Raw genomic sequence first — 22,014 nt, 5'->3', positions numbered from 1 at the left:
CTCCGTCTCGGCCGGGAACGCCGCAGCGTACCGCGTGGAGCGACGACGCTGGTCACGTAGGTCGACGGCCGGTAGCGTTTCCACATGAAGAGCGTCCGCGGCCGCCTCGACGCACTCCTGGGGGAACGGATCCTCGTCCTCGATGGCGCCTACGGCACCGCGATCCAGGGACGAGGCCTCACCGACGCCGACTACCGCGGCGAGCGCTTCCGAGACCATCCCCGCGACGTTCATGGCGACCCCGACGTCCTGAACCTCACACGACCCGACGTGGTGGAGGACATCCATCGCTCGTATCTGTCCGCCGGCGCCGACATCGTGACGACCAACACGTTCACGTCGACGTCGATCTCCCAAGCCGACTACGGGCTCGAAGACGCGGTGTACGACATGAACGTCGCGGGAGCGCGGATCGCCCGGCGCGCGGTCGATGCGTTCGGTGCCGACAAGTTCGTCGCTGGCTCGGTCGGCCCGACCAACCAGACGCTCTCGCTCTCTCCGCACGTCAACGATCCCGCGTACCGAACGCTGACGTTCGACGATGCGTGTACGAGCTACGCCGAGCAGATCCGCGGCCTCGTCGACGGCGGCGTCGACCTCATCCTGATTGAGACGATCTTCGACACGCTGAACGCGAAGGCCGCTATCGCGGCGGCGAAAGAGATCACGCCGGAAACGCCGCTGATGATCTCGGTGACCATCACCGATCGGAGCGGCCGGACGCTCTCAGGTCAGACGGTCGACGCGTTCTGGATCTCCATCGAGCACGCCGAGCCGTTCAGCGTCGGCGTCAACTGCGCGCTCGGCGCCGCCGAGATGCGGCCCTACCTCGAGGTGCTCGCGCGCTCCGCCAGCGTCTACACGACCTGTCACCCGAACGCGGGGCTCCCGAACGCGTTCGGCGGCTATGACGAGCGGCCGGAGACGACCTCCAAATACTTGCGAGAGTTCGCCGAGAGCGGTCTGGGCAATGTGCTCGGGGGGTGTTGCGGAACGACGCCCGACCACATCCGCGCCATCGCCAACGTGGTCGACGGCTTGCCGCCTCGCCGCGTCCCGTCGCCCTCGAGGCTTACGTCGTTCAGCGGACTCGAGCCGTTCGCGATCGCGCCGGACACCGGCTTCGTCGTGATCGGCGAGCGCCAGAACATCACGGGTTCGGCCAGGTTCCGCCGTCTGATCGAGTCCGGCGACTTCCAGGGCGCCGTTGAGATCGCCGCGGATCAGGTCCAGAACGGCGCGAACATGCTCGACGTCAACATGGACGCAGACCTCCTCGACGGCGCCAAGACGATGACGACGTTCCTGAACCTGATCGCCACCGAGCCCGACATCGCGCGCGTCCCCGTGATGGTCGACTCCTCCAAATGGGAGGTCATCGAGGCCGGTCTCAAGTGCCTGCAGGGGAAGGGAGTCGTCAACTCGATCAGCCTGAAGGAGGGCGACGAGGACTTCCTGCACAAGGCGCGAACGATCAAGCTGTACGGCGCGGCGGTCGTGGTCATGGCGTTCGACCAGCGCGGGCAGGCCGACACCGTCGAGCGAAAGGTGGAGATCCTCGAACGCGCGTACCGGCTGCTGATCGACCAGGCCGGTTACTCGCCGGAAGACATCATCTTCGACCCGTGCATCCTGGCGATCGCCACCGGGATCGAGGAGCACGCCTCATACGGCAAGGCGTTCATCGAGGCCACGACGATCCTGAAGGAGCGCTGCCCCGGCGTGAGGATCTCGGGCGGCGTGTCGAACCTCTCGTTCAGCTTCCGCGGGAACGACCGCGTGCGCGAGGCGATCCACTCGGCGTTCCTGTACCACGCGATCCGCGCGGGGTTGGACATGGCCATCGTGAACGCGGGACAGATCGCGCTGTATGAGGACATCCCGGCGGACCTCCTCGAACATGTCGAGGACATCATCTTCGACCGTCGTCCCGACGCGACCGAGCGGATGGTCGCATTCGCCGAGACGGTGAAGGGCGAGGCGACCAAGCGCGAGGTCGACCTCGGGTGGCGGGAAGCCTCGGTGGCGGAACGCCTGAAGCACGCGCTCGTCCACGGCATCGACGCGTTCATCGAACAGGACACCGAGGAGGCCCGGCAGGCGCACGAGCGCCCGCTCGACGTGATCGAGGGCCCGCTCATGGACGGGATGCAGGTCGTCGGCGACCTGTTCGGCGCCGGGAAGATGTTCCTGCCGCAGGTGGTCAAGAGCGCGCGAGCGATGAAGCGGGCCGTCGCATACCTGGAGCCGTTCATGGAGGAGGAGAAGCTTCGGCTGGGTCCTTCCGGCGACCGCTCCAACGGCAAGGTCATCCTGTGCACCGTCAAGGGCGACGTGCACGACATCGGCAAGAACATCGTCGGCGTCGTGCTCGGATGCAACAACTACGAGGTCGTCGACCTCGGGGTGATGGTTCCCGCCGACGTGCTCCTCGACACCGCGGCCGAGGAGGGGGCGGACATCGTGGGATGCTCCGGTCTCATCACGCCGTCGCTCGGCGAGATGGAGAACGTCGCTCGCGAGATGGATCGACGCGGCCTCGACTTGCCGCTCCTGATCGGGGGCGCGACGACGTCACGCCAGCACACCGCGGTGCGGATCGCGCCCGAGTACGGAGAGCCCGTCGTCCACGTCGTCGACGCGTCGCGCGTGGTGGGGGTGGTCTCCGACCTGCTCGACTCCGAACGGCGCATGAAGCTCGACCGGCAGAACCGCGAGGAGCAGGAGCGCCTCCGCCGGCTGCACGCCGAACGGCTGGAGCAGCCGCTGCTTCCCTATCGCATCGCGTTGGAGCGCCGGACGCCGATCGCGTGGCGGCAGGAAGACCTGCCGGAGCCGCCGTTCATCGGGACCCGGGTCCTCGAACCCGACCTCGCCACCCTTCGCGAGTACGTCGACTGGACGTTCTTCTTCACGGCGTGGGAGCTCAAGGGGCGCTACCCACAGATCCTCGACCACCCACAGCACGGCGCCGCGGCTCGCGAGCTCTTCGACAACGCGAACGCGTTGCTCGACCGGATCATCGCCGACGGATCGCTTCACGCGCGCGCGATCTACGGGTACTGGCCGGCGTCGGCGGAGGCGGACGACGTCGTGCTTGCCGGCGGCGTGCGGTTCCCGATGCTGCGTCAGCAGGCCGACCACGGCGACGACCGGCCGAACCGCTCGCTCACCGACTTCGTCGCGCCTGACGGCGGCGATCTCGCGGATCACGTCGGCGCGTTCGCGTGCACGGCCGGGCACGGGGCCGACGAGCTGACCACTCGGTTCGAGGCCGACAACGACGACTACTCGGCGATCATAGTCAAGTCGCTCGCTGATCGGCTCGCGGAGGCGTGCGCCGAGTGGCTGCACGAGACGGTTCGCCGCGAGTGGTACGAGCGAGGCCCGAAGATGTCGAACGAGGAGTTGATCGCCGAGCGCTATCGCGGCATCCGGCCGGCGTTCGGATACCCGGCTTGCCCGGACCACTCGCCCAAGCGAACGCTCTTCGATCTGCTCGACGCTCGATCGATCGGCATGGATCTGACTGAAACGTGCTCGATGACCCCGGCGGCGAGCGTGTCGGGCCTGTACTTCGCGCACCCGGCGTCGCGGTACTTCAACGTCGGGCGGATCGGCCGGGACCAGGTCGAGGACTACGCCCGGCGCAGTGGAATGGACCGCCGGGAAGCGGAGTCGTGGCTGCGCCCCAACCTCGCGTACGAGCCCGACTGAACCGCCGCGGCCGAACGGTCGCGGTTAGTGGAACGAATGCCCGCACGCGCAGGAGCCCTGCGCCATCGGGTTGTCGATCGTGAAGCCGGACGCCTCGAGCGTGTCGACGAAGTCGATCTTGGCCTCCGAGAGGTACGGGACGCTCATCCGGTCGATCACCACTCGAACGCCGAACTGCTCCTCGCTGACGTCCTTCTCGGTGAGCTGGTCGTCCAGGTACATCGCGTAGCGAAGCCCGGAGCACCCGCCCGGCTGAACTGCCACGCGCAGCGCGATGTCGTTCCGCCCCTCCTCCACGAGGAGGTCTTTCACCTTGCCGGCAGCGTTCTCGGTCAGCTGGATCATCGTCGGGCGAGCCTCCGTAGGCGTGTCGTTCCGTTCATTTTACCTGCTGCAACGCTCTGCAGATCGGTTCATCCTCCGCCTTCCTTGAAGTCGGCGATCTCGGCGCCGGTTACCCGCTCGAGCTCGCCGGGATCGGTCCGGAAGACGGCGTCGGGCGTTCCCGCGGCCGCCCACACCTCGTCGTGAGCGAGCAGGTCTCGGTCGAGGAACGTTCGGACCGGGTCCGGGTGCCCGAACGGCGGCGTGCCTCCGACGGCGAACCCGGTCGCCGCGCGAGCCTCCTCGGGGTTCGCGCGGCGCACCGATCGTGAGCCGGCGATCGAAGCCAGCCGTTCGGTATCCACGCGGTTCGCCCCGCTCGTCAGCGCCAACACTGGGGTTCCGTCGGCTGCCATGAATACCAGTGACTTCACGATCTGCGCGACATCGCAGCCGATGGCCGTGGCCGCGTCTTCGGCCGTCTTGGTTCCCTCTGGGAAGCGCCGCACCTCGACGTCGTGGTTCAACACGGCCGCGGCGTCCAGGAACCGGTCGATCGCCTTGCTCATGAATGGTCACGATACGGGCCGCGGGTACAATCCGCGCCGATCCAGGACCCCTCTCTAAGAGGACGTATGTCGACGCTCGACCGCACGACGTTGATCGGCATCGCCCACGCCGAGCGCGAACGCCTCGGCCGCACGATCCAGTACACGCCGGCGGCCGCGTGGGACGCCGACAGCGTCAGCGCGGGGTGGCGGAACCGCGACATCGTCGCGCATCTCGCGGCGCAGGACACCGCTGCCGCGCAACTCGTCGGCGGCGATCCCGCCGAGGAGTTCGACATGTTCCGGGAGGCGAACGGCGGCGAGCTGTGGGTGAACGGTTTCAACGAGTGGGCGATCAAGGTGCGAGACGAGCGACCGACGCGTCAGCTGATCGCCGACTGGGGGCGAGCGGCAGAGACGTTCCTCGAGCTCTGCACGCGTCTGAGCGACGACGAGTGGCGAACCAAACGTGTCGACTGGGTCGCAGGCTCGATCGGCGTCCGCTACCTCGTGCAGTCGCGGACGATCGAGTGGTGGATCCACGGCGAGGACCTCCGCGAGGGCGCGGGGCTCGAAACCAACTACCAGCACTGGCCGGTGTACCTCACGAACGATCTGGCCATCCGGATGCTGCCGTTCTCACTCGGACAGGCCGGGCTGTCGTTCCCCGGACGGAGCGTGCAGGTGGAGCTCGAAGGCGTCGGCGGGGGCACGTGGCACTGGGGTCTCGCTCCGCGCGAGACGCCGGCCGCGGACAAGAAAGCAGATGCGTACATCGCCGGGCGCGCTATTGCGTTCGCGCTCGTCGCGGCATGCCGTCATGCCGCTGAGACGTTCCTTGACGAAGGCGAACTCGTCGTCGGGGGCGACGAAGAGCTCGCGCTGACGCTGCTGCAGCATCTTCGGGCCTTCGTCGAGTAGCCCGCCGCCTGAGGCCACCGATCCGTCTCACCCGTACACCCCTCCGAGGCCGCCTCGAGATATCGGATCGGACTGGGTGGGTTAGCGTGCTGAACGTGCGAACACGCGGAACGGGGTCGGACGCCGCGCTGATGCGCGCGTTCGCCGCGCGTGATCCCGCGGCCGCGGAGGAGGTGTTCGACCGGTTCGCCTCGCGGGTGTATGGGCTGGGAATCGTGATGCTCGGGAGCGACGCCGCCGCACAGGATCTGGTCCAGGACACATTCGTCAAGCTGTGGCGCGGCGCAGCGCGCTACGACCCGGCCCGCGGCAGGCTCGAGACGTGGGTGCTGCTCGTCGCTCGAAGTCTCGCCATCGACGCACTTCGTCGCCGCGTCCTCGAGGTGCGCGTGGCGCAGCGGACGGCGCCGCCGCGTGAGGCGTCGGACGAGCCCGGGCCGGATCAGCGCGCTGAGACACTCGACATGTCCGAGCGCGCCCGGCGTGCGATGGCGGCGCTCACAGACGGACAGCGCGCGGCGCTCGAGCTTGCGTACTTCGGCGGGAAGACCAGCGCCGAGGTCGCCGAGCTCGAGGGCATCCCGCTCGGTACCGCCAAGACGCGCATCCGCACGGCTCTGTTGAAGCTCCGCGACGCGCTCCAGGAGCACCCATGAGGTGCGACCAGGTACGCGAGCAGCTGGCAGACCACCTCCTGGGAACGCTCCAGCCCGACGTGGACGCGTCCGTGCGCCGCCACGTCCGGGGCTGCGCCGCCTGCCGAGCCGACATGGCCACCCTCGCGGACGGCGTCAGCACGCTCGCCGCGGCCGCCCACGACGTGAGGCCACCCCCCGAGCTACGAACGCGCGTCCTCGCGGTTCTGGACGAAGAGTGGTCCGAGCCGGAGCGGGTGTCGCCGCGCAAGCGCGTGGCCCCACGCGCGTGGCGTGTCGTAGCGGCCCTCGCACTCGGTCTCGTGCTGGCGTGGGGGGCAATCGCAACGATCACGGCCTTCGGTCTCAGAGAGGAAGCCGGTCGCTACCGGGCGTTCCTCGATGCGCTCGGTGGAGAGGACGTCCGAGCTGCGGAGTTCCGAGCGGTTGGTCCGAACGAGCTCGACGGCGACGTGGTCGTGTACGAGTCAGAACATGGGATGTCGTGGGTCCTCGTTCTCGTGCGCGCGCCCGGTCGCCAGAAGGACGCGTTCGTCACCATGACCGCGGGCGAGCGGCGCATCGATCTCCGTCCGATGGAGTTCGGGCCCAGCGGCGACGGCTCCACGTGGTTGGTTACATCGAGCGACCTGAGCGCGTTCGACACCGTCAACGTGTGGGATGACGGCGGTCTGATGGCGTCGGCCGAGATCGATCGAAGCTGACGGGACTACCTGGCGACGACGAGGCGCTTGATGGCGCGCGGAACGGCTCCGAATCGGTACTTGTACGAGTAGTCCCCCTTCAGCAGGTCGAACACCGAGCAGCCACCTTCGATGGCGATGCGGACGTCCTCCGCCACGAGCACCATGCCGGGGGCGGCGGACTCGTACGCGCGATCGAACGCCGAGTTGTAGAGGTAGTACGTGCCTTCGTAACGGAAGCTGATCGTTCCGGCGAGCTTGCGATGGCCCTCCGCCTCGATGAAGGTCAGGTTGTAGATCCCGCGGCGAACGAACGCCTCGCCCAGCCGGCGGAAGAAGATCTCCATCCCCGGCTGCATGAACACGCCCTTGGGGCCCTCGCTCGTTCGGTGCAGTTCCACGAACGTATCGAGGTCGCCGTCGAGCGTCTCAGCCGTCGCGAGACAGATGTGCCAAGGGCCGATCGCGGATTCAAGCCGACGCGCCTTTCGCTTGATCTCGTGGCGGAGCTTCGACGGCAGCTGCGCGAGGTACTCGTCGAACGAGCCGGGAAGCGTGAGGAATGGCGCCACGCCGTTGTTGTCGTCGGTCACCTCCGTCGAGAACCCTTGCGCCGCCGCCGATTCGTGCAGCAGCTCGAGCCAAGCGCGATCCTCGGGCAGCCCGCGTAGGTCGGCATCGGTCCATCCGTCGAGCCGATCGAGCGCGGCGAACAGCTCCTTGGCCACTGTCGTCTGCGCCTCGGGCAGTGCGACGGGACCCAAGTAGTCGGTCACCTCGGTGCCTCCGAGGAACCTCAGCGTCGTACCGATCCGCTCGAACGCAACCGCCCCGACCGGCGCCCCGTCGTCCTCGGCGAACGCCAACAGCAGCGCGTCGGTGTCCCGGCCGAACTCTTCCCAGTACAGCTTCAGGTACTGCGGGGTGTGGAAGAAGGTTCCTGCCGGATCGACGGTAGCGATGCCCGACCAGTCGCGACGAACGAAGTCACGAGGATCTTCGGAGAAGACGATGTCCACGATGTACGGCCTTCGACGCCCGGGCTCGGCGCGACCCTACCAGGACCCTCCTCCGCCACCGCCTCCACCGCCACCCGAGAACCCCCCGCCGCCGGAGAAACCGCTTCCGCCGGAGCCGGACGGCGTCGCGCTGATCACCCCACTCGTCGACACGGTGAACGAGTCGATGCTGTCGGCGAACGCAACGTACGCGAACGGTCGCGAGCTGACGTACCAGCTCATATCGCCGGCTTGCTCGGCGCCGAGCGACTCGAACGTCTTCGCCCACTTGTCGGTGACGCCGAAGACGACCGCGTATGGCAGGTACTTCGTGAACACGTTCTCCTGTTCGGCCCACTTGGCCAGGTGTTCGTCCGCCGTTTCCACGACGCGGCGGAACCCGGTGATCCTCCGCGTGAGCGCCGTGCCCGTCGCGGTCCGCGCAGGCATGCGCTTCGCACCGACCAGAAGGAGCAGTCCTCCGATGACGATCGGGATCCCCAGGAGCGCGAGCTTCGTCTTCCACGCGAGCAGCACCGTGATGCCGATCCCGGCGAGGAGCGCGACGATGCCGATGCCGACCCAAGTCTGCCGCACCTTGTCGGGACGGCGGAGGAACCACTTGCGCCGGACGACCTCGTCGTAGAGCGCGTCCTTGACGCGACGCAATCGCGCGGCGAACTTCTTGCGCAGATCCGACAGCTCGACCTCGTCGCCGTCTTCGAACAGCCCGTCGAGCAACGAACGTTCGTAGGGCAACAGCCCATCGGTCTCGGCGGGCAGTCGCGTGAGCCGCCAGTCGGGCTTGCCCAGGAACCACTTCTTCTCGAGCTCCTCGATCACGAGGAACGTTCGGACCGCGAGGTCGACGATGGTGGCCGAAACGTCGAGCGTGTTCGCCTCCTCGTCGATCAGCGTGCCGACCTGACCGGGTCGAAGGCCGTCGGGCGGGGCGAACTCAACGGGTGCGTTCCCGTCCTCGAACAGGGGAACCGCTTGGGTCGGTCCCCCCGGCGGGCCACCCATGACCTGATCGACTTGGGATCCCGAGAACCGCACGTCGCGTCCGCGCCGCCACCCGAACCGCGAGAACCCGGCCACAACGGCGACGAGGAGCGCAAGCGAGGCGATCAGCGTCAGCGGCGTCACGGAGAACGCGCGCTGCAAGCTCCACCGCTCCTTGAGGATGGGGAGGGCGTTCGTCACGGTGCCCGGCGGAAGGGCGGCGACGATGGACATCCCGGTGAAAGCGTTGAGTCCCTCCTGGACGAACGTCGCGACGCCGTCCTTGATCCGCGCGCGGTCGCACTGGAGCGTCGAGCCGAACGGTCCCTGGAAGCACGCCACGCGCTCGATCGGACCAGGACCCGCGACGCGGACGCGCATCTCGCCGATCGGTTGCTCCCAATCGTCGCCGATCGCGTTCCAGTACAGCTCCTGATGCGTGGGGAAGTCGTTGAGCGCTCCGTTCACGACGTACGAGATCGAGTACGTGTGGCGTCCGGTGATCGTGAGGTCGGGATCGCCGATCCGGATGACGAGGTGGCCGGCTTCCTCGCTGGTCTCGACGTCGCTCGGCGTCCCCTGCGATGTTCGGACCGAGACGAGGTCGATGGGGTACACGCGGTCGAACTCGTCGTCGTACGGAACGCGGTTGGGGATGGTTCGGAAGATGCCGTGACGCGGGACGTCGCCGAAGCCCTGCACGATCGTCTCGGCGACGGCGATCGAGCCGTCCGACTCGATGTCGATGCGGACGTCGAATCGCGGCGTCGACTCCGTCGCGAAGCCTTGCGCGCCCGCGCTCGCTGGAGTCCCGAGCGCGATCGCCGCGAAAGGAAGCGTCGCCGCGAGGAGCAACCGAACGCGCTTCACGAGTGCGAAGCCTAAAGCGGTCCAGCGCCGATGGCGCGGAAGCGGCTCCACGGATACCCTGCGCGTTCGTGGAGGAGCAGCCGCGTCTGTACCGCGATCTCGCGGAGTGGTGGCCGTTGCTGTCGGCGCCCGAGGAGTACGCCGCTGAGGCGAACGAATACCGCGAGATCATCACCGAGAGATCGACGATCCCGGTTCGCGAAGTGCTCGAGCTGGGGTCGGGCGGCGGGAACAACGCGTCGCACATGAAGAAGGCGTTCTCGCTCACGCTCGTCGATCGCTCCCCCGGCATGCTCGAGGTCAGTCGCCGGCTGAACCCCGAGTGCGAGCACGTCGAGGGCGACATGCGGACGGTACGGTTGGGACGAACGTTCGACAGCGTGTTCGTGCACGACGCGATCGCGTACATGACGACCGTTGACGACCTGTTCGCAGTGTTCCGTACGGCGTTCGCGCACTGCACCCCGGGCGGAGCGGCGCTGTTCGTCCCCGACTCGGTGACCGAGACGTTCTACGAGACCACCGACCACGGCGGCCACGACGGTCCCGATCGCGCGCTCCGTTACCTGGAGTGGACCTACGACCCCGATCCCGACGACACCACTGTTCAGATGGACCTCACGTACGTCTTCCACGAACCCGACGGCTCGGTGCACTCGGAGCTCGACAGCCACCTGTGCGGCCTGTTTCCCACCCGGACGTGGATCGCCGGCATGCGCGACGCCGGGTTCGGCGACGTCCGGAAGGTTCACCTCACGGCGGACGAGAGCCGCGTCGGGCAGACCGGGTTCGTGGGGGTTCGGACTCCTGCCGTGCCGAGGTCACGCCGACGGTCCTAGCGGGCTGCCGCTGGGCTACTTGACCCCTGGGAGAGTGCCTCCTGCAGGACGTCCCAAGCGAGGACGGCGCACTTCACCCTGATCGGGTACTTCACGACGCCCTTCAGCGCCACCAGCTCGCCGAACGCATCCTCGTCGGGTTCGACGTCGCCGGAAAGCATCCCCCGAACGTTCGCCGTGAGCTCCTCGACCTCGCCGATCGTCTTGCCCGCGACGGTCTCCGTCATCATCGACGCGGAGCTCTGACTGATCGAGCAGCCCTGGCCGACGAACGACACCTCCCGGAGCTTGCCGTCCTCGGCGTCCGCGAACACGGTGATCTCGTCGCCGCACAGCGGGTTGTTCTTCGAGTGGGTGAGCGCGGCGCCCGGCAGCTCGTGCTTGTTCCGGGGGTTCTTGTAGTGATCGAGGATGACTTCCTTGTAGATGTCGTCGAGCGCCACCGGTGTCCTTCCTAGGCTCCAAAGACGTCGTCGGCCTTGCCGAGCGCGTTCACGAGCGCGTCGACCTCACGGCGGGTGTTGTAGACGTAGAAGCTCGCGCGCGTCGTCGCCGCCACGTTGAATCGCCGCATGACCAGCTGGTTGCAGTGATGTCCCGCGCGAACCGCGATCCCCTCTTCGTTCAGTACCGTCGCCACGTCGTGTGGGTGGACGTCTCGATAGACGAAGCTCACCGCGCCGCCGCGCTTGGAGACATCGACGGGGCCGAGGATCCGCGCGCCCGCGTCTTGAAGTCGCGCGATCGCGTACCCGGCGATCTCCTCCTCGTGCGCGCGGACGTTCTCCATGCCCAGCGCCTGCAGGTAGTCCACCGCGGCGGCGAGTCCGACCTCCTGCGCGATGTTCATCGTTCCACCCTCGAACTTGCCCGGCACGTCGTTCCACGTCGAGTACTCGCGGTAGACCTCGTGGATCATGTGCCCGCCGCCGATGAAGGGGTCCATCTCCTCGAGCAGCTCGCGCTTGGCGTAGAACCCGCCCGACGCGGTCGGCCCGAGCATCTTGTGTCCCGAGATTGTCAGGAAGTCGCAGTCGAGCACGCGAACGTCCACCGGCACATGTGGCACGAGCTGTGCGCCGTCCACGACGAGCACTGCACCGACCGCGTGCGCCGCGTCGGCGAGGAGAGGCACCGGCGTGAGCGTCCCGAGCGAGTTGGACATGCCGGTGACCGCGAACACCTTGGTTCGATCGGTCAGCGACGACTCGAGCGTCGACAGATCGATCAGCCCGTCGTCGGTGATCGGCAGGTATCGGAGCGTCGCGCCGGTCGCCCTGGCGGCGAGCTGCCACGGCACGATGTTGGAGTGGTGCTCCATGTCCGTGAGCAGGATCTCGTCGCCCTCCTTGAGGCACTTCCTGCCCCACCCGTGCGCGATCGCGTTGATCGACTCCGTCGTGCCGCGGTTGAAGATCACCGTCGCGGGGTCTGTCGCGCCGATGAACGACGCGAGCTTGACCCGCGCCTCCTCGTACAACTCGGTCGCTTCCTCCGAGAGCATGTAGATACCGCGGTGCACGTTGGCGTTGTGGCGCTCGTAGAACTCGCGCTCGGCGTCGAGCACCGCGCGTGGCTTCTGCGACGTCGCGGCGGAGTCGAGGTAGACGAGCGGCTTGTCGCCGACGGCTCGCGACAGGATCGGGAAGTCCGCGCGGATGCGCTCGACGTCCAGTTCCGCCTTTCGCTGCTCGGTTACCGCCACGTCGTCAGTGCTCCTCAGCCGGAGGACGCCGGCACGGTCTCGAGCCCGAGCTCCTTGCGGACGCCGTCGTAGCCCTTCTCCTCGAGCTCCTGCGCGAGCTCCTTGCCGCCGGACTTCACGATACGCCCGTCGAGCATGACGTGGACGAAGTCCGGCGTGATGTAGTTGAGGATCCTCTGGTAGTGCGTGATCAGCAGCACGCCGAGGTTCGGTCCGATGAGCTGCGCGACGCCGTTGGCGACGGCCTTCAGCGAGTCGATATCGAGCCCCGAGTCCGTCTCGTCGAGCACCGCGATCTCGGGCTCCAGCACCGCGAGCTGCAGGACCTCGTTCTTCTTCTTCTCCCCGCCCGAGAAACCCTGGTTCACGTAGCGCTGGACCATGGCGTCCTCGACGCCGAGGAGGTCCATCTTCTCCTTCATGTGCTTGCGGAAGGCAAGCGCACTGATCTCATCACCCTTGACGTTCTTGTACGCGGTCCGAAGGAAGTTCACGACCGAGACGCCTGGGATCTCGACCGGATACTGCATGGCGAGGAACAGCCCCCGCTCGGCGCGCTTGTCGGCGGTGAGGCGGGTGATGTCTTCGCCTTTGAACAGCACGCGTCCCGCCGTCACGGCGTAGCCGGGTCTGCCCATCAGCACGGCCGCGAGCGTCGACTTGCCCGAGCCGTTCGGGCCCATCAGCGCGTGCGTCTCGCCCTGCCGGACGACCAGGTCGATCCCTTTCAGGATGTCCTTTCCCTCGACGGACGCCTCGAGGGCCTTGATCTCGAGCGTCGCAGCTTCGGTCGTCATGTCTGTCGTCGTCATCCCTCTGCCACCTCGATCATCACGTCGTCGTTCTCCACTTTGACCGGGAACACCTCTACGGGCTGGGTCGCCGGGAGCGTCCGCGGCCTGCCCGTGTTGAGGTCGAACGTCGACCCGTGCTTCGGGCACTCCACCGTTTCGAAGTCCACGTCGACATCCCCCTCGTCCAAGAAGTAGTGCGCGTGCGAGCAGATCGCGTCCACGACGCGGAAGCCCTCCTCGCCCAGGTTCGCCACGGCGTACGGTCGATGATCCAGCTCGAACCGCCGGACCTCCCCTTCGGGCACGTCGTGCACGCCGCAGATGCGAACCAGCGACACGTTCACAACCCCCTCGCCAGCTCATCCTCGATCGCCGCGACGAGGCCATCACGCACCTCGGGGAGCTCGACCCGGTCGAGCACCTCCTGGAAGAAGCCGAACACGATCAGCCGCTGCGCCTCCTTCTCGGGGATCCCCCGGCTCATCAGGTAGAACAGCTCGTCGTCGGACACCGGGCCGACGCTCGCGGCGTGGCCGCATCGCGTGGGGTCGTTCGTGAGGATCTCCAGGTTCGGAACCGAGTGTGCGCGCGCCGTCTCGGACAGCAGGATGTTGCGGTTGGTCTGGTACGCGTCGCACCGGTGGCCCCCCTTTTCGATCACCACCGTCCCGGTGTAGATCGCATTCGAGCGGTCGCGCATCGCACCCTTGTAGAGAAGGTCGCTCGACGTGCGGGAACCGATGTGGTCCTGGATCGAGCGATGGTCGATGTGCTGTTCGCCGTCGCCGAAGTACACGCCGAGCATCTCGCTCGAGGCTCCGTCCTCCGCGAGGACGGCCTCGATCTCCGCGCGGGAAAGCGTTCCGCCGAACGCGACGCCGAGCGTCTTGAGCGTCGCGTCGCGCCCGATGCGCGCGCGTTGCACGGCGAGGTGCTGTACGCCGTCGCCGTACTCCTGCAGCGCGACGTAGCGAACGTGCGCGCCCCGACCGACGTGGATCTCGACGATCGCGTCGCTCAACGCCCGCTCGAGCCGGGGCGAGACGTACCGGTCGATGAACGTCACCTCGGCGCCCTCGTCGGCGATGAGCAGCGTCCGCGGGAACACCGCCGAGCCGTCCGCGTCGAGATAGGTCAGGGTCTGGATCGGCAGCTCCACTCGAACGTCACGAGGGACGTGCAGAAGCGTGCCGCCGCTACGGAACGCCGCGTGCAGCGCGGTGAACTTCGAGCGCTCCGTTGACACGAGGTCGTGGAGATACCGCTCGATCAGGTCGGGGCGATCGGCCGCGGCCCGGTCGAGATCGCCGAACCACACGCCCTTGGCCTTCAGCTCGGGCGCGAGGTGCGTCACCACGACCTCGGAGTTCCGCTGGATCTGGAGCCCGTCCCGCTCGCCGACCGTGCCGGCAGAGGCGAGGATCTCGTCCGGAACGTCGTCGAGGTTGTCGGCATGTCCCCCATCGGCGAACGGACGCAGGTCGAAGTCGAACCCCTCCAGGTCCGTGTACCGCCACTCCTCGGTCTCCTGCGACGGGATGGGGAGCGCGAGGAACTCGTCGAACGCCTGCTTGCGAAGCGTCTCCACGAACGGCGCGGGGGACGGGAGCGCCGCGAGGGCCTCCTCATCGAACCCCGTCTTCGTGATCTGCGTCATCTCGTCACCATCCATGCAAGAGGGCAGACCGCGCGGCCTGCCCTCGTCCGGTCCCGCGCCCGCGAGGCCGCTAGCCGATCGCGCCCTCCATCTGCAGCTCGATCAGGCGGTTGAGCTCGACCGCGTACTCCATCGGGAGCTCACGGGTGATCGGCTCGATGAAGCCGTTCACGATCATCGCGGACGCCTCGGCCTCGCTGAGCCCTCGGCTCATCAGGTAGAACAACTGGTCTTCGCCGATCCGCGAGACGCTCGCCTCGTGCCCGAGTTGCGCGGTCTCCTCCTCGACCTCGACGTACGGGTATGTGTCCGAACGTGATTCCTCGTCCAGGATCAGCGCGTCGCACCGGACGTTGGACTTGGCGTGGTCGGCGCCCGGCTCGATGCGGACCAGGCCGCGGTAGCCGGTGCGTCCGCCGTCCTTGGAGACCGACTTCGACGTCAGGACGCTCGTCGTGTGGGGCGCTGCGTGGATCGCCTTCCCGCCCGCGTCGGTGTGCATGCCCTTGCCCGCGTAGGCCACGCTCAGCACTTCGCCGCGAGCGCCCTTGCCGAGCAGGTAGATCGACGGGTACTTCATCGTCACCTTCGAGCCGATGTTGCCGTCGATCCACTCCATTACGGCGTCCTCGTGCGCGGCGGCGCGCTTGGTCACCAGGTTGTAGACGTTGTTCGACCAGTTCTGGATCGTCGTGTACCGCACGCGCGAATTCTTCTTGGCGATGATCTCGACCACGGCCGAGTGCAGCGAGTCCCGCGTGTAGATCGGCGCAGAGCACCCCTCGACGTAATGAACGTAGCTGCCCTCGTCCGCGATGATCAGCGTCCGCTCGAACTGCCCCATCGCCTCGGCGTTGATGCGGAAGTACGCCTGGAGCGGGATGTCGACGTGCACGCCGGGCGGCACGTAGATGAACGAGCCCCCCGACCACACGGCGGAGTTCAGCGCGGCAAACTTGTTGTCGTTCGGCGGGATGATCGTCCCGAAGTACTCCTTAACGATGTCCGGGTGATCCCGCAGCCCCGAATCCATGTCCGTGAAGATGACGCCCATCGAGTCGAGCTCGTCCTTGATCTTGTGGTAGACGACCTCGCTCTCGTACTGGGCTGAAACGCCGCCGAGGAACTTCTTCTCCGCCTCGGGGATACCCAGCTTGTCCCACGTGCCGCGGATGTCCTCCGGAAGCTCGTCCCAGCTCTGCGCCTGCTTCTCGGTCGAGCGGATGAAGTAGTAGATGTCGTCGAAGTCGATGCCCGAGAGGTCCGCCCCCCACCACGGCATCGGGCGCCGCTCGAAGTGCTTCAGGGCCTTCAACCGGAACTTCCGCATCCAGTCGGGCTCGTCCTTCAGGGTCGAGATCTCCTCGACGACACGCGCATCGAGACCCTTCTTCGGCTCGAAGACCGAATGCGAAGGGTCCTTCCAGCCGAAGCGATAGCCCTTGGAAAGCTCCTTGAGGTGTTCTTCCTGGCTGACGGCCACGGGGAATCCTTTCCGACTGCCCACGGATGGCGGGTTCCGTCCCATCCAGGATACCCGCGTCCGACGACCAAAGTCTATCTGCGTGATCGGATTACGGCCGAGCGTTTCCGCAGGTCAGGAGGCTGCCACTCCGCTGTTCTCGGAGACCGAGGTCACCCCCGCTCCATGGCCTCCTGGATCTGCGCCCTGAGCTCGGCCAGCGCATCCTGCAGCTGCTCCCACGCCTGCCGGGCCTCGCCCGTCGCGTCCTCGCCCGCGGCCTCGGCATCGGCCTGGAGCTCGGCAGCGCGGCGCTCGAGCTCCCGATACGCCTCCTGCGCACGCTCTCCGGACAGGTCGGCGACGCGATCGAGTTCGGCGGAGATGTCATCGATGCCCGCGCTGATCTCGTCGACGATCGGCTCCGCGGCCTCCTCGACCCGATCGCGCACGGTGGCCAGTGCATCCAGCGCGTCATCGGCCGAGCGTTGCAGGTCGGAGATTGCCGCGTCGGTATCACACGCGGTCCCGACGGCAAGGATCGCTGCCACCAACACGAACGTGGCCATCCGCATGGCGCGGTCGAACCTCATCGAACGGCATGCTACCCACGGGCCCGTCGCACTACGCCTGCCGTCGCGCTCGGCGAACCGACTACCCCTTGTCGACCGGCGCCCCGACGAGCGAGCCGTACTCGGTCCACGAGCCGTCGTAGTTCTTGACGTTGCGGTAGCCGAGCAGCTCGGTAAGCGCGAACCACGTGTGCGAGCTCCGCTCGCCGATCCGGCAGTACGCGATGATCTCACGGTCGTCGGTCACGCCCTCCGCGTCGTACAGAGCCCGCAGCTCGTCTGCGCTCTTGAACGTCCCGTCCTCGTTCGCGGCCTTCGCCCACGGAACGTTCGCCGCGCCGGGGATGTGTCCCGGCACCTGTGCCTGCTCTTGCGGCAGGTGATCCGGCGCGAGCTTCTCCCCCCGGAACTCCTCGGGCGAGCGAACGTCCACGAACGTGGCGTCCGCGAGCTTCGACAGCACCTGGTCGCGGAGGGCTCGGATCTCGTCCCGCTCGGGCGCCGTCAGCGTGATCCCCGTGGGCTGGTACGACGGGACGTCCTGCGTGAGCTCCCGGCTCTCCAACTCCCATTTCTTGCGGCCGCCGTTGACGAGCTTCACGTTGTCGAACCCGCGGAGCTTCACGATCCAGTACGCGTACGCCGCGAACCAGTTGTTGTTGCCGCCGTACAGCACGACCGTGGTGTCATCGCCGACGCCTGCCCGCGAGAGCAGTTGCGAAAGTTCCGCCCGGCTGACGTAGTCGCGTCCGACCTTCGTGTGCAGGTCGCTGTTCCAGTTCCATCCAATCGCGCCCGCGACATGCCCCTTGTCGTACGCGGAGGTGTCCTCGTCGACCTCGATGACCCTGACGTTCTCGTCGTTCAGGTGCGCCTCGAGCCAGTCGGTCTCGACCAGCGCATCGGGGTTCTTGTATCCGGCCATGCCCACTCCTTCCGCGAAAGCGATTTCCGACCCGCGAGCTAGGAATTGCAGGTGCGAGTCAATCGTCGGTCCTCGCGAGTGTCAATACGGCCGTCGCTCGCGGCCACCGGCCGCCGGGGGGCTCAGAAGTAGCCCAGAGCCGCCTTGGCCTCTTCCGACATCATCTCGGGGCTCCACGGGGGCCGAAGGACCATCTCGGCGTCGAACCCCGACACCCCCGGCACGTTGGCCATCAACGACTGCATCTGCTGTTCGATCAGCGGTCCGATCGGGCAGCCCATGGTCGTCAGCGTGTACTCGACGTGAACGAAGCCCTCCTGCGAGATGTCCACGTCGTAGACGAGGCCAAGGTCCACGATATTGATGCCCAACTCGGGGTCCACGACGTGCTTGAGAGCCTCGAGGACCCGGTCCTCGGAGACGACCTCGCCGGGGGCACGGTCGGCGTCTCCGGCGGCGGCCACGCCCTCTTGTTCGGCCTCGATCACGGATTCGCGGGTTTCGTCCACGTACATCCTCGTTCCTTCGACGGACTTCTGCCTCTATCCTATGGACGCTCTTCGGCCAACGACTATTCCGTGAGATCCATGAGCGACGAACAGAAGATCCGCGTGCTCATCGTGGACGACCATCCCGTCACGCGGGAAGGGCTCCACGCCGCCCTGGATCTGGCCAAGGACGTCCTGATCGTCGGGGAGGCCGAGAGCGGAGAGGACGCCGTCATCAAGGTCGGCGAGCTCAATCCGGACATCGTGTTCATGGACGTGCGGATGCCCGGCATGAACGGGATCGACGCGACCAAGGCGATTCGGGAAGCCTCGCCAACAACACGGGTCATCTTGTTCACGGTCGACGAGTCCCGCGCTTCGATCTCCGAAGCGATCCAGGCCGGCGTCTCCGGATACCTGCTGAAGGACGCGTCCGCGGAGGAGCTCGTGAACGCCGCCCGCTTGGCCCTTGAAGGCAAGGCCGTGATCCACCCCCAGCTCACTCGAGCATTCATCGAGGAGGTCCAGCTCGCCGAGAAGCGCGTGGAGTCGCCGCCGCTGTCGCGTCGGGAGAAGGAGATCCTCCAGAAGGTTGCGTACGGTGCCACGACCAAAGAGGTCGCCCACGACCTGGGGATCTCGCCCCACACGGTGAAGACGCACCTCGAGCGGATCTTCGAGAAGCTCGGCGCCAACGACCGCGCTCAGGCCGTCGCGATCGCCATCCGCAGCGGCCTCGTGGAATAGTCGCGACCTCCCGCAGCGCGATCGGTTCGCCCGAACTCCGCTCATACCTTTGGTGATGCCGAGGGACGTCCTGCTCTGTTGCTGCCTCGGCGTCACGGTGTTACAACACGCTCGCTCGAGCACGGGCTCGAGTGCTGCGGAGTCAAGCGAAGACCGGTTCGAATCCGGCACTGTCGCGCAACCGTGAAGCCCCCGCTCCGGGGGACGAGTCGGGTCGCCTCCTCCGTGGCGCGGATGACGGTCCTCGACGGAAGGGCGGTTCGTGGGCGGTTCGACCCAGTTCCCATCGCGCTCTCCGGTCGGAAGGAGGGCGCATGGGACGACGTCTTGTTCTGTTGGTTGTCTCGGTCGCGGTGGTGGCGGCCGCGTGCGCGTCGGACGGTGAAGCCGATGTCGAATCGACGAGGCCGTCCGCCGGGGCCGCGTTCCCGGTCACGGTGACGACGGCAAACGGCGACGTCACGATCGACGAACGCCCCGAGCGGATCATCTCGCTGTCGCCGACGGCCACCGAGATGCTGTTCGCTATCGGCGCGGACGATCAGGTGATCGCCGTCGACGACCAGTCCAACTTCCCGGCCGGCGCTCCGACGACGGAGCTGTCCGGGTTCGAGCCCAACGTCGAGGCCATCGCGTCCTACGAGCCCGACCTCGTCGTGTACTCGACGGAGCCCGGCGACCTTGGGTCGACCCTCGAGGGCCTAGGGATCACCACGATGTTGCAACCGGCCGCCACGAAGCTCGATGACGCGTACGAGCAGATCGAACAGCTGGGGCGGGCGACTGGCAACGCCGAAGCGGCGACGTCCGTCGTCGACGACATGCGCACCGAGGTCGACTCGATCGTTTCGTCGGTCGAGATGCCGCAGCCGCCGCTCACCTTCTATCACGAGCTCGACGACACGTATTACTCGGTAACCTCGCACACGTTCATCGGTCAGCTCTACGGCCTGGTCGGCTTGGAGAACATCGCGGACGCCGCCGCCGGCGGCGGCGGCTATCCGCAGCTCTCCGCCGAGTACGTGATCCGCGCAGATCCGGATCTGATCTTCCTCGCCGATACGAAGTGCTGCGGGCAGTCGCCGGCAACCGTCGCCGAACGACCGGGATGGAGCAGCATCACCGCCGTTCGAAGGAGGGACGTCGTCCCGCTCGACGACGACGTCGCATCGCGGTGGGGTCCTCGTATCGTCGAGTACCTACGGACGATCGCCGACGCCGTCTCCGACGTAGAGGCGGAGGCGGCATGAGAAGAGCGTCGTCCGCGGCGATCGGGGCGTCCGTGCTGGTTGCCTCGATCGTGGTGGGGATCCTCGTGGGCCCGGCTCACATCTCGCCGAGCGCCGTTCTGCGGTGGGCCGTGTCGTTCGGCGGTGCGACGTCGGTTTCCGATCAGGACGCAGCCATCCTGGCCAACCTGCGGCTGCCTCGCGTCGTCGTCGCGGCGCTGGTCGGCGCCTCGCTCTCGGCATCGGGCGCCGCCTACCAGGCCGTGTTCCGCAACCCGTTGGCCGACCCGTACCTTCTTGGCGCCGCCGCCGGGGCCGGCCTCGGAGCGACGATCTCCGTCGCGTTCGGGCCGTCGGATGCGTTCGCCGTGACCGTGCCGCTCGCCGCGTTCGCCGGGGCGATCGGCGGGGTCGGACTCGCCTATTCGCTCGGCCGTTCGGCGCTGGGCGGTCGTTCGGCCACCAGCCTGGTGCTCGGCGGGATCGCGGTCGCGTCCTTCCTCACGGCGGTGCAGACGTTCATCCAGCAGCAGCGGTCCGAGACGCTGCGGCAGGTGTACAGCTGGATCCTCGGACGGCTCGGCACGGCCGGATGGGACGACGTTCGGATCGCGCTGCCCTCCGTGCTCCTGGCGGTCGCGACGCTGTGGACGGTGCGCCGGCTGCTCGATGTCATCGAGGTGGGCGACCTCGAGGCCGAGAGCCTCGGCTTGAACGTCGGCCGGCTCCGGACGATCGTCGTCGTCGCCGCGTCGCTGGCTACGGCCGCCGCGGTTTCCGTCGCCGGGCTGATCGGCTTCGTCGGCATCATCGTGCCGCACACGGTTCGGCTGCTCTCAGGGACCTCGTATCGCCATGTGTTGCCGCTCTCGGTCCTGTTCGGAGCATCGTTCGTGATCCTCGTCGACGTCCTTGCGCGGACCGTCGTGGCGCCGGCCGAGATACCGATCGGCGTGATCACGGCGTTCGTCGGGGCGCCGTTCTTCCTGTTCGCACTTCGACGGAACGCGGGGAGGCTGACGTGACGGCGGGCGTCGGGAGTGCCCTCCGTCTGCGCGAGCTCGCCGTCCGCCTCGGGGGCCGCGAGGTCCTTCGCGACGTCTCGCTCGACGTCCCCATGGGCTCGTGGACCTGCGTCGTCGGACCGAACGGCGCAGGAAAGACCACGCTCCTGCACGCGTGCGCCGGACTCGTCGACCGGGATGGCTCGGTCGAGCTGTTCGGACGGCGGATCGAGGAGCATCGGCGCCGTGAGCGGGCGCGTTCGGTGGCCCTCGTTCCACAGAACCCCGTTATCCCGGAGGCGATGACGGTCCGCCGGTACGTGCTGCTGGGGCGGACGCCTCACGTCGGTCCGCTCGGCGCCGAGGGCCGCGCCGACGTCGCGGCGACGGATTCGGCACTCGAGCGCCTCGATCTCGCGTGGGCGGCCGATCGCCGTCTGGACACGCTTTCGGGCGGCGAGCTACAACGCGCGGTCCTGGCGCGCGCCCTCGCGCAGGAAGCGCCGCTGTTGCTCCTCGACGAGCCCACCACCGGCCTCGACCTCGGGCACCAGGTACGCGTGCTGGAGCTCGTCGACGAGCTTCGACGACAGGAACGCCTCACCGTGGTGTCGGCGATGCACGACCTCACGCTCGCCGGGCGGTTCTCCGACCGGTTCGTCCTGTTGTCGGGGGGCCGCGTCGTCGCGACGGGTACGCGGAACGAGGTCCTGGACGCCGCCGTCATCTCGGAGCACTTCGGGGCGAGCGTTCAGGTCATCGATGAGGGCGACCTCGGGTGGGCAATCGTCCCGTCATCGCGCGGGAGCGACCACCGATGACCACGGCCTCCGAACCGCCGCGCCGAGGACCTCGACCCGGACGAACGCG

General features: G+C 67.5%; 22 protein-coding genes. 9 read left to right on the top strand and 13 right to left on the bottom strand.

Features of this window, described 5'->3' with window-relative positions; genetic code table 11:
* Positions 1-84 precede the first annotated feature (84 nt).
* Positions 85-3,717 carry a methionine synthase gene (gene metH, locus VFA08_02990; GenBank protein ID HYZ12553.1) on the top strand — a complete coding sequence of 1,211 codons (3,633 nt, stop codon included), beginning with the start codon at positions 85-87 and terminating at the stop codon, positions 3,715-3,717.
* Between the two features lie 24 nt (positions 3,718-3,741).
* On the opposite strand, the gene VFA08_02985 is transcribed toward metH, so the two are convergent.
* Both VFA08_02985 and VFA08_02980 read right to left on the bottom strand, forming a co-directional pair.
* Positions 3,742-4,062 carry an iron-sulfur cluster assembly accessory protein gene (locus VFA08_02985; GenBank protein ID HYZ12552.1) on the bottom strand — a complete coding sequence of 107 codons (321 nt, stop codon included), beginning with the start codon at positions 4,060-4,062 and terminating at the stop codon, positions 3,742-3,744.
* Between the two features lie 68 nt (positions 4,063-4,130).
* Positions 4,131-4,610: a YbaK/EbsC family protein gene (locus VFA08_02980; protein ID HYZ12551.1), complete on the bottom strand. Its 480-nt coding sequence runs from the start codon at positions 4,608-4,610 to the stop codon at positions 4,131-4,133.
* A gap of 66 nt (positions 4,611-4,676) precedes the next feature.
* Between VFA08_02980 and VFA08_02975 the strand changes: the two genes are divergently transcribed.
* From VFA08_02975 to VFA08_02965, 3 genes are all read left to right on the top strand, one after another.
* Complete coding sequence (locus VFA08_02975; GenBank protein ID HYZ12550.1) at positions 4,677-5,510, top strand: maleylpyruvate isomerase N-terminal domain-containing protein; 834 nt, start codon at positions 4,677-4,679, stop codon at positions 5,508-5,510.
* A gap of 95 nt (positions 5,511-5,605) precedes the next feature.
* Entirely contained in the window at positions 5,606-6,166 is a 561-nt protein-coding gene (locus tag VFA08_02970; protein HYZ12549.1) for a sigma-70 family RNA polymerase sigma factor, read from the top strand.
* Positions 6,163-6,870 carry a zf-HC2 domain-containing protein gene (locus VFA08_02965; protein HYZ12548.1) on the top strand — a complete coding sequence of 236 codons (708 nt, stop codon included), beginning with the start codon at positions 6,163-6,165 and terminating at the stop codon, positions 6,868-6,870. Before VFA08_02970 ends, VFA08_02965 begins: the two co-directional genes overlap by 4 nt.
* Before the next feature lie 5 nt (positions 6,871-6,875).
* On the opposite strand, the gene VFA08_02960 is transcribed toward VFA08_02965, so the two are convergent.
* Positions 6,876-7,868, bottom strand: a complete 993-nt coding sequence (locus tag VFA08_02960; GenBank protein HYZ12547.1) for a GNAT family N-acetyltransferase — start codon at positions 7,866-7,868, stop codon at positions 6,876-6,878.
* Positions 7,869-7,904: 36 nt separating this feature from the next.
* A complete protein-coding gene (locus VFA08_02955; GenBank protein HYZ12546.1) occupies positions 7,905-9,722 on the bottom strand; it encodes a DUF2207 domain-containing protein in 1,818 nt (605 codons plus the stop codon).
* A 68-nt stretch (positions 9,723-9,790) separates the two neighbouring features.
* On the opposite strand from VFA08_02955, the gene VFA08_02950 reads away from it, so the two are divergent.
* The gene (locus VFA08_02950) at positions 9,791-10,561 is read left to right on the top strand and encodes a class I SAM-dependent methyltransferase (protein ID HYZ12545.1); all 771 of its coding nucleotides are present in this window, start codon (positions 9,791-9,793) and stop codon (positions 10,559-10,561) included.
* Here VFA08_02950 and VFA08_02945 read toward each other — a convergent pair.
* The 9 genes from VFA08_02945 to VFA08_02905 form a co-directional block, all read right to left on the bottom strand.
* Positions 10,558-11,004, bottom strand: a complete 447-nt coding sequence (locus VFA08_02945) for an SUF system NifU family Fe-S cluster assembly protein (GenBank protein HYZ12544.1) — start codon at positions 11,002-11,004, stop codon at positions 10,558-10,560. The two genes, VFA08_02950 and VFA08_02945, sit on opposite strands and share 4 nt — an antisense overlap.
* An 11-nt stretch (positions 11,005-11,015) precedes the next feature.
* Positions 11,016-12,266, bottom strand: a complete 1,251-nt coding sequence (locus VFA08_02940; protein ID HYZ12543.1) for a cysteine desulfurase — start codon at positions 12,264-12,266, stop codon at positions 11,016-11,018.
* A gap of 14 nt (positions 12,267-12,280) precedes the next feature.
* Complete coding sequence (gene sufC / locus VFA08_02935; GenBank protein ID HYZ12542.1) at positions 12,281-13,063, bottom strand: Fe-S cluster assembly ATPase SufC; 783 nt, start codon at positions 13,061-13,063, stop codon at positions 12,281-12,283.
* A gap of 11 nt (positions 13,064-13,074) precedes the next feature.
* Complete coding sequence (locus VFA08_02930) at positions 13,075-13,398, bottom strand: non-heme iron oxygenase ferredoxin subunit (GenBank protein ID HYZ12541.1); 324 nt, start codon at positions 13,396-13,398, stop codon at positions 13,075-13,077.
* Positions 13,399-13,400: 2 nt separating this feature from the next.
* Positions 13,401-14,717 (bottom strand): Fe-S cluster assembly protein SufD, encoded by a 1,317-nt coding sequence (gene sufD, locus VFA08_02925; protein HYZ12540.1) that lies wholly within the window; start codon positions 14,715-14,717, stop codon positions 13,401-13,403.
* Between the two features lie 70 nt (positions 14,718-14,787).
* Positions 14,788-16,245, bottom strand: a complete 1,458-nt coding sequence (gene sufB, locus VFA08_02920) for a Fe-S cluster assembly protein SufB (GenBank protein HYZ12539.1) — start codon at positions 16,243-16,245, stop codon at positions 14,788-14,790.
* Positions 16,246-16,352: 107 nt separating this feature from the next.
* On the bottom strand, positions 16,353-16,772 hold the full coding sequence (locus VFA08_02915) for a hypothetical protein (protein HYZ12538.1): 420 nt from the start codon (positions 16,770-16,772) through the stop codon (positions 16,353-16,355).
* A gap of 61 nt (positions 16,773-16,833) precedes the next feature.
* Positions 16,834-17,676, bottom strand: coding sequence for a sulfurtransferase (locus tag VFA08_02910; protein HYZ12537.1), 843 nt, complete (start codon positions 17,674-17,676; stop codon positions 16,834-16,836).
* 122 nt (positions 17,677-17,798) lie between these two features.
* On the bottom strand, positions 17,799-18,140 hold the full coding sequence (locus VFA08_02905) for a metal-sulfur cluster assembly factor (protein HYZ12536.1): 342 nt from the start codon (positions 18,138-18,140) through the stop codon (positions 17,799-17,801).
* A 123-nt stretch (positions 18,141-18,263) separates the two neighbouring features.
* Between VFA08_02905 and VFA08_02900 the strand changes: the two genes are divergently transcribed.
* The 4 genes from VFA08_02900 to VFA08_02885 all read left to right on the top strand — a co-directional run bounded on the left by VFA08_02900 (position 18,264) and on the right by VFA08_02885 (position 21,965).
* Entirely contained in the window at positions 18,264-18,911 is a 648-nt protein-coding gene (locus VFA08_02900) for a response regulator transcription factor (protein ID HYZ12535.1), read from the top strand.
* 314 nt (positions 18,912-19,225) lie between these two features.
* Complete coding sequence (locus VFA08_02895) at positions 19,226-20,161, top strand: ABC transporter substrate-binding protein (GenBank protein ID HYZ12534.1); 936 nt, start codon at positions 19,226-19,228, stop codon at positions 20,159-20,161.
* Positions 20,158-21,165, top strand: a complete 1,008-nt coding sequence (locus VFA08_02890; GenBank protein ID HYZ12533.1) for an iron ABC transporter permease — start codon at positions 20,158-20,160, stop codon at positions 21,163-21,165. The genes VFA08_02895 and VFA08_02890 overlap by 4 nt, the downstream gene beginning before the upstream one ends.
* Positions 21,162-21,965, top strand: coding sequence for an ABC transporter ATP-binding protein (locus VFA08_02885; GenBank protein ID HYZ12532.1), 804 nt, complete (start codon positions 21,162-21,164; stop codon positions 21,963-21,965). The genes VFA08_02890 and VFA08_02885 overlap by 4 nt, the downstream gene beginning before the upstream one ends.
* Positions 21,966-22,014: the final 49 nt, after the last annotated feature.

The organism is Actinomycetota bacterium (genome assembly GCA_035640355.1).
Taxonomy (GTDB): domain Bacteria; phylum Actinomycetota; class UBA4738; order UBA4738; family HRBIN12; genus CALGFI01.
This window is presented reverse-complemented; position numbering and strand designations above follow the sequence as displayed.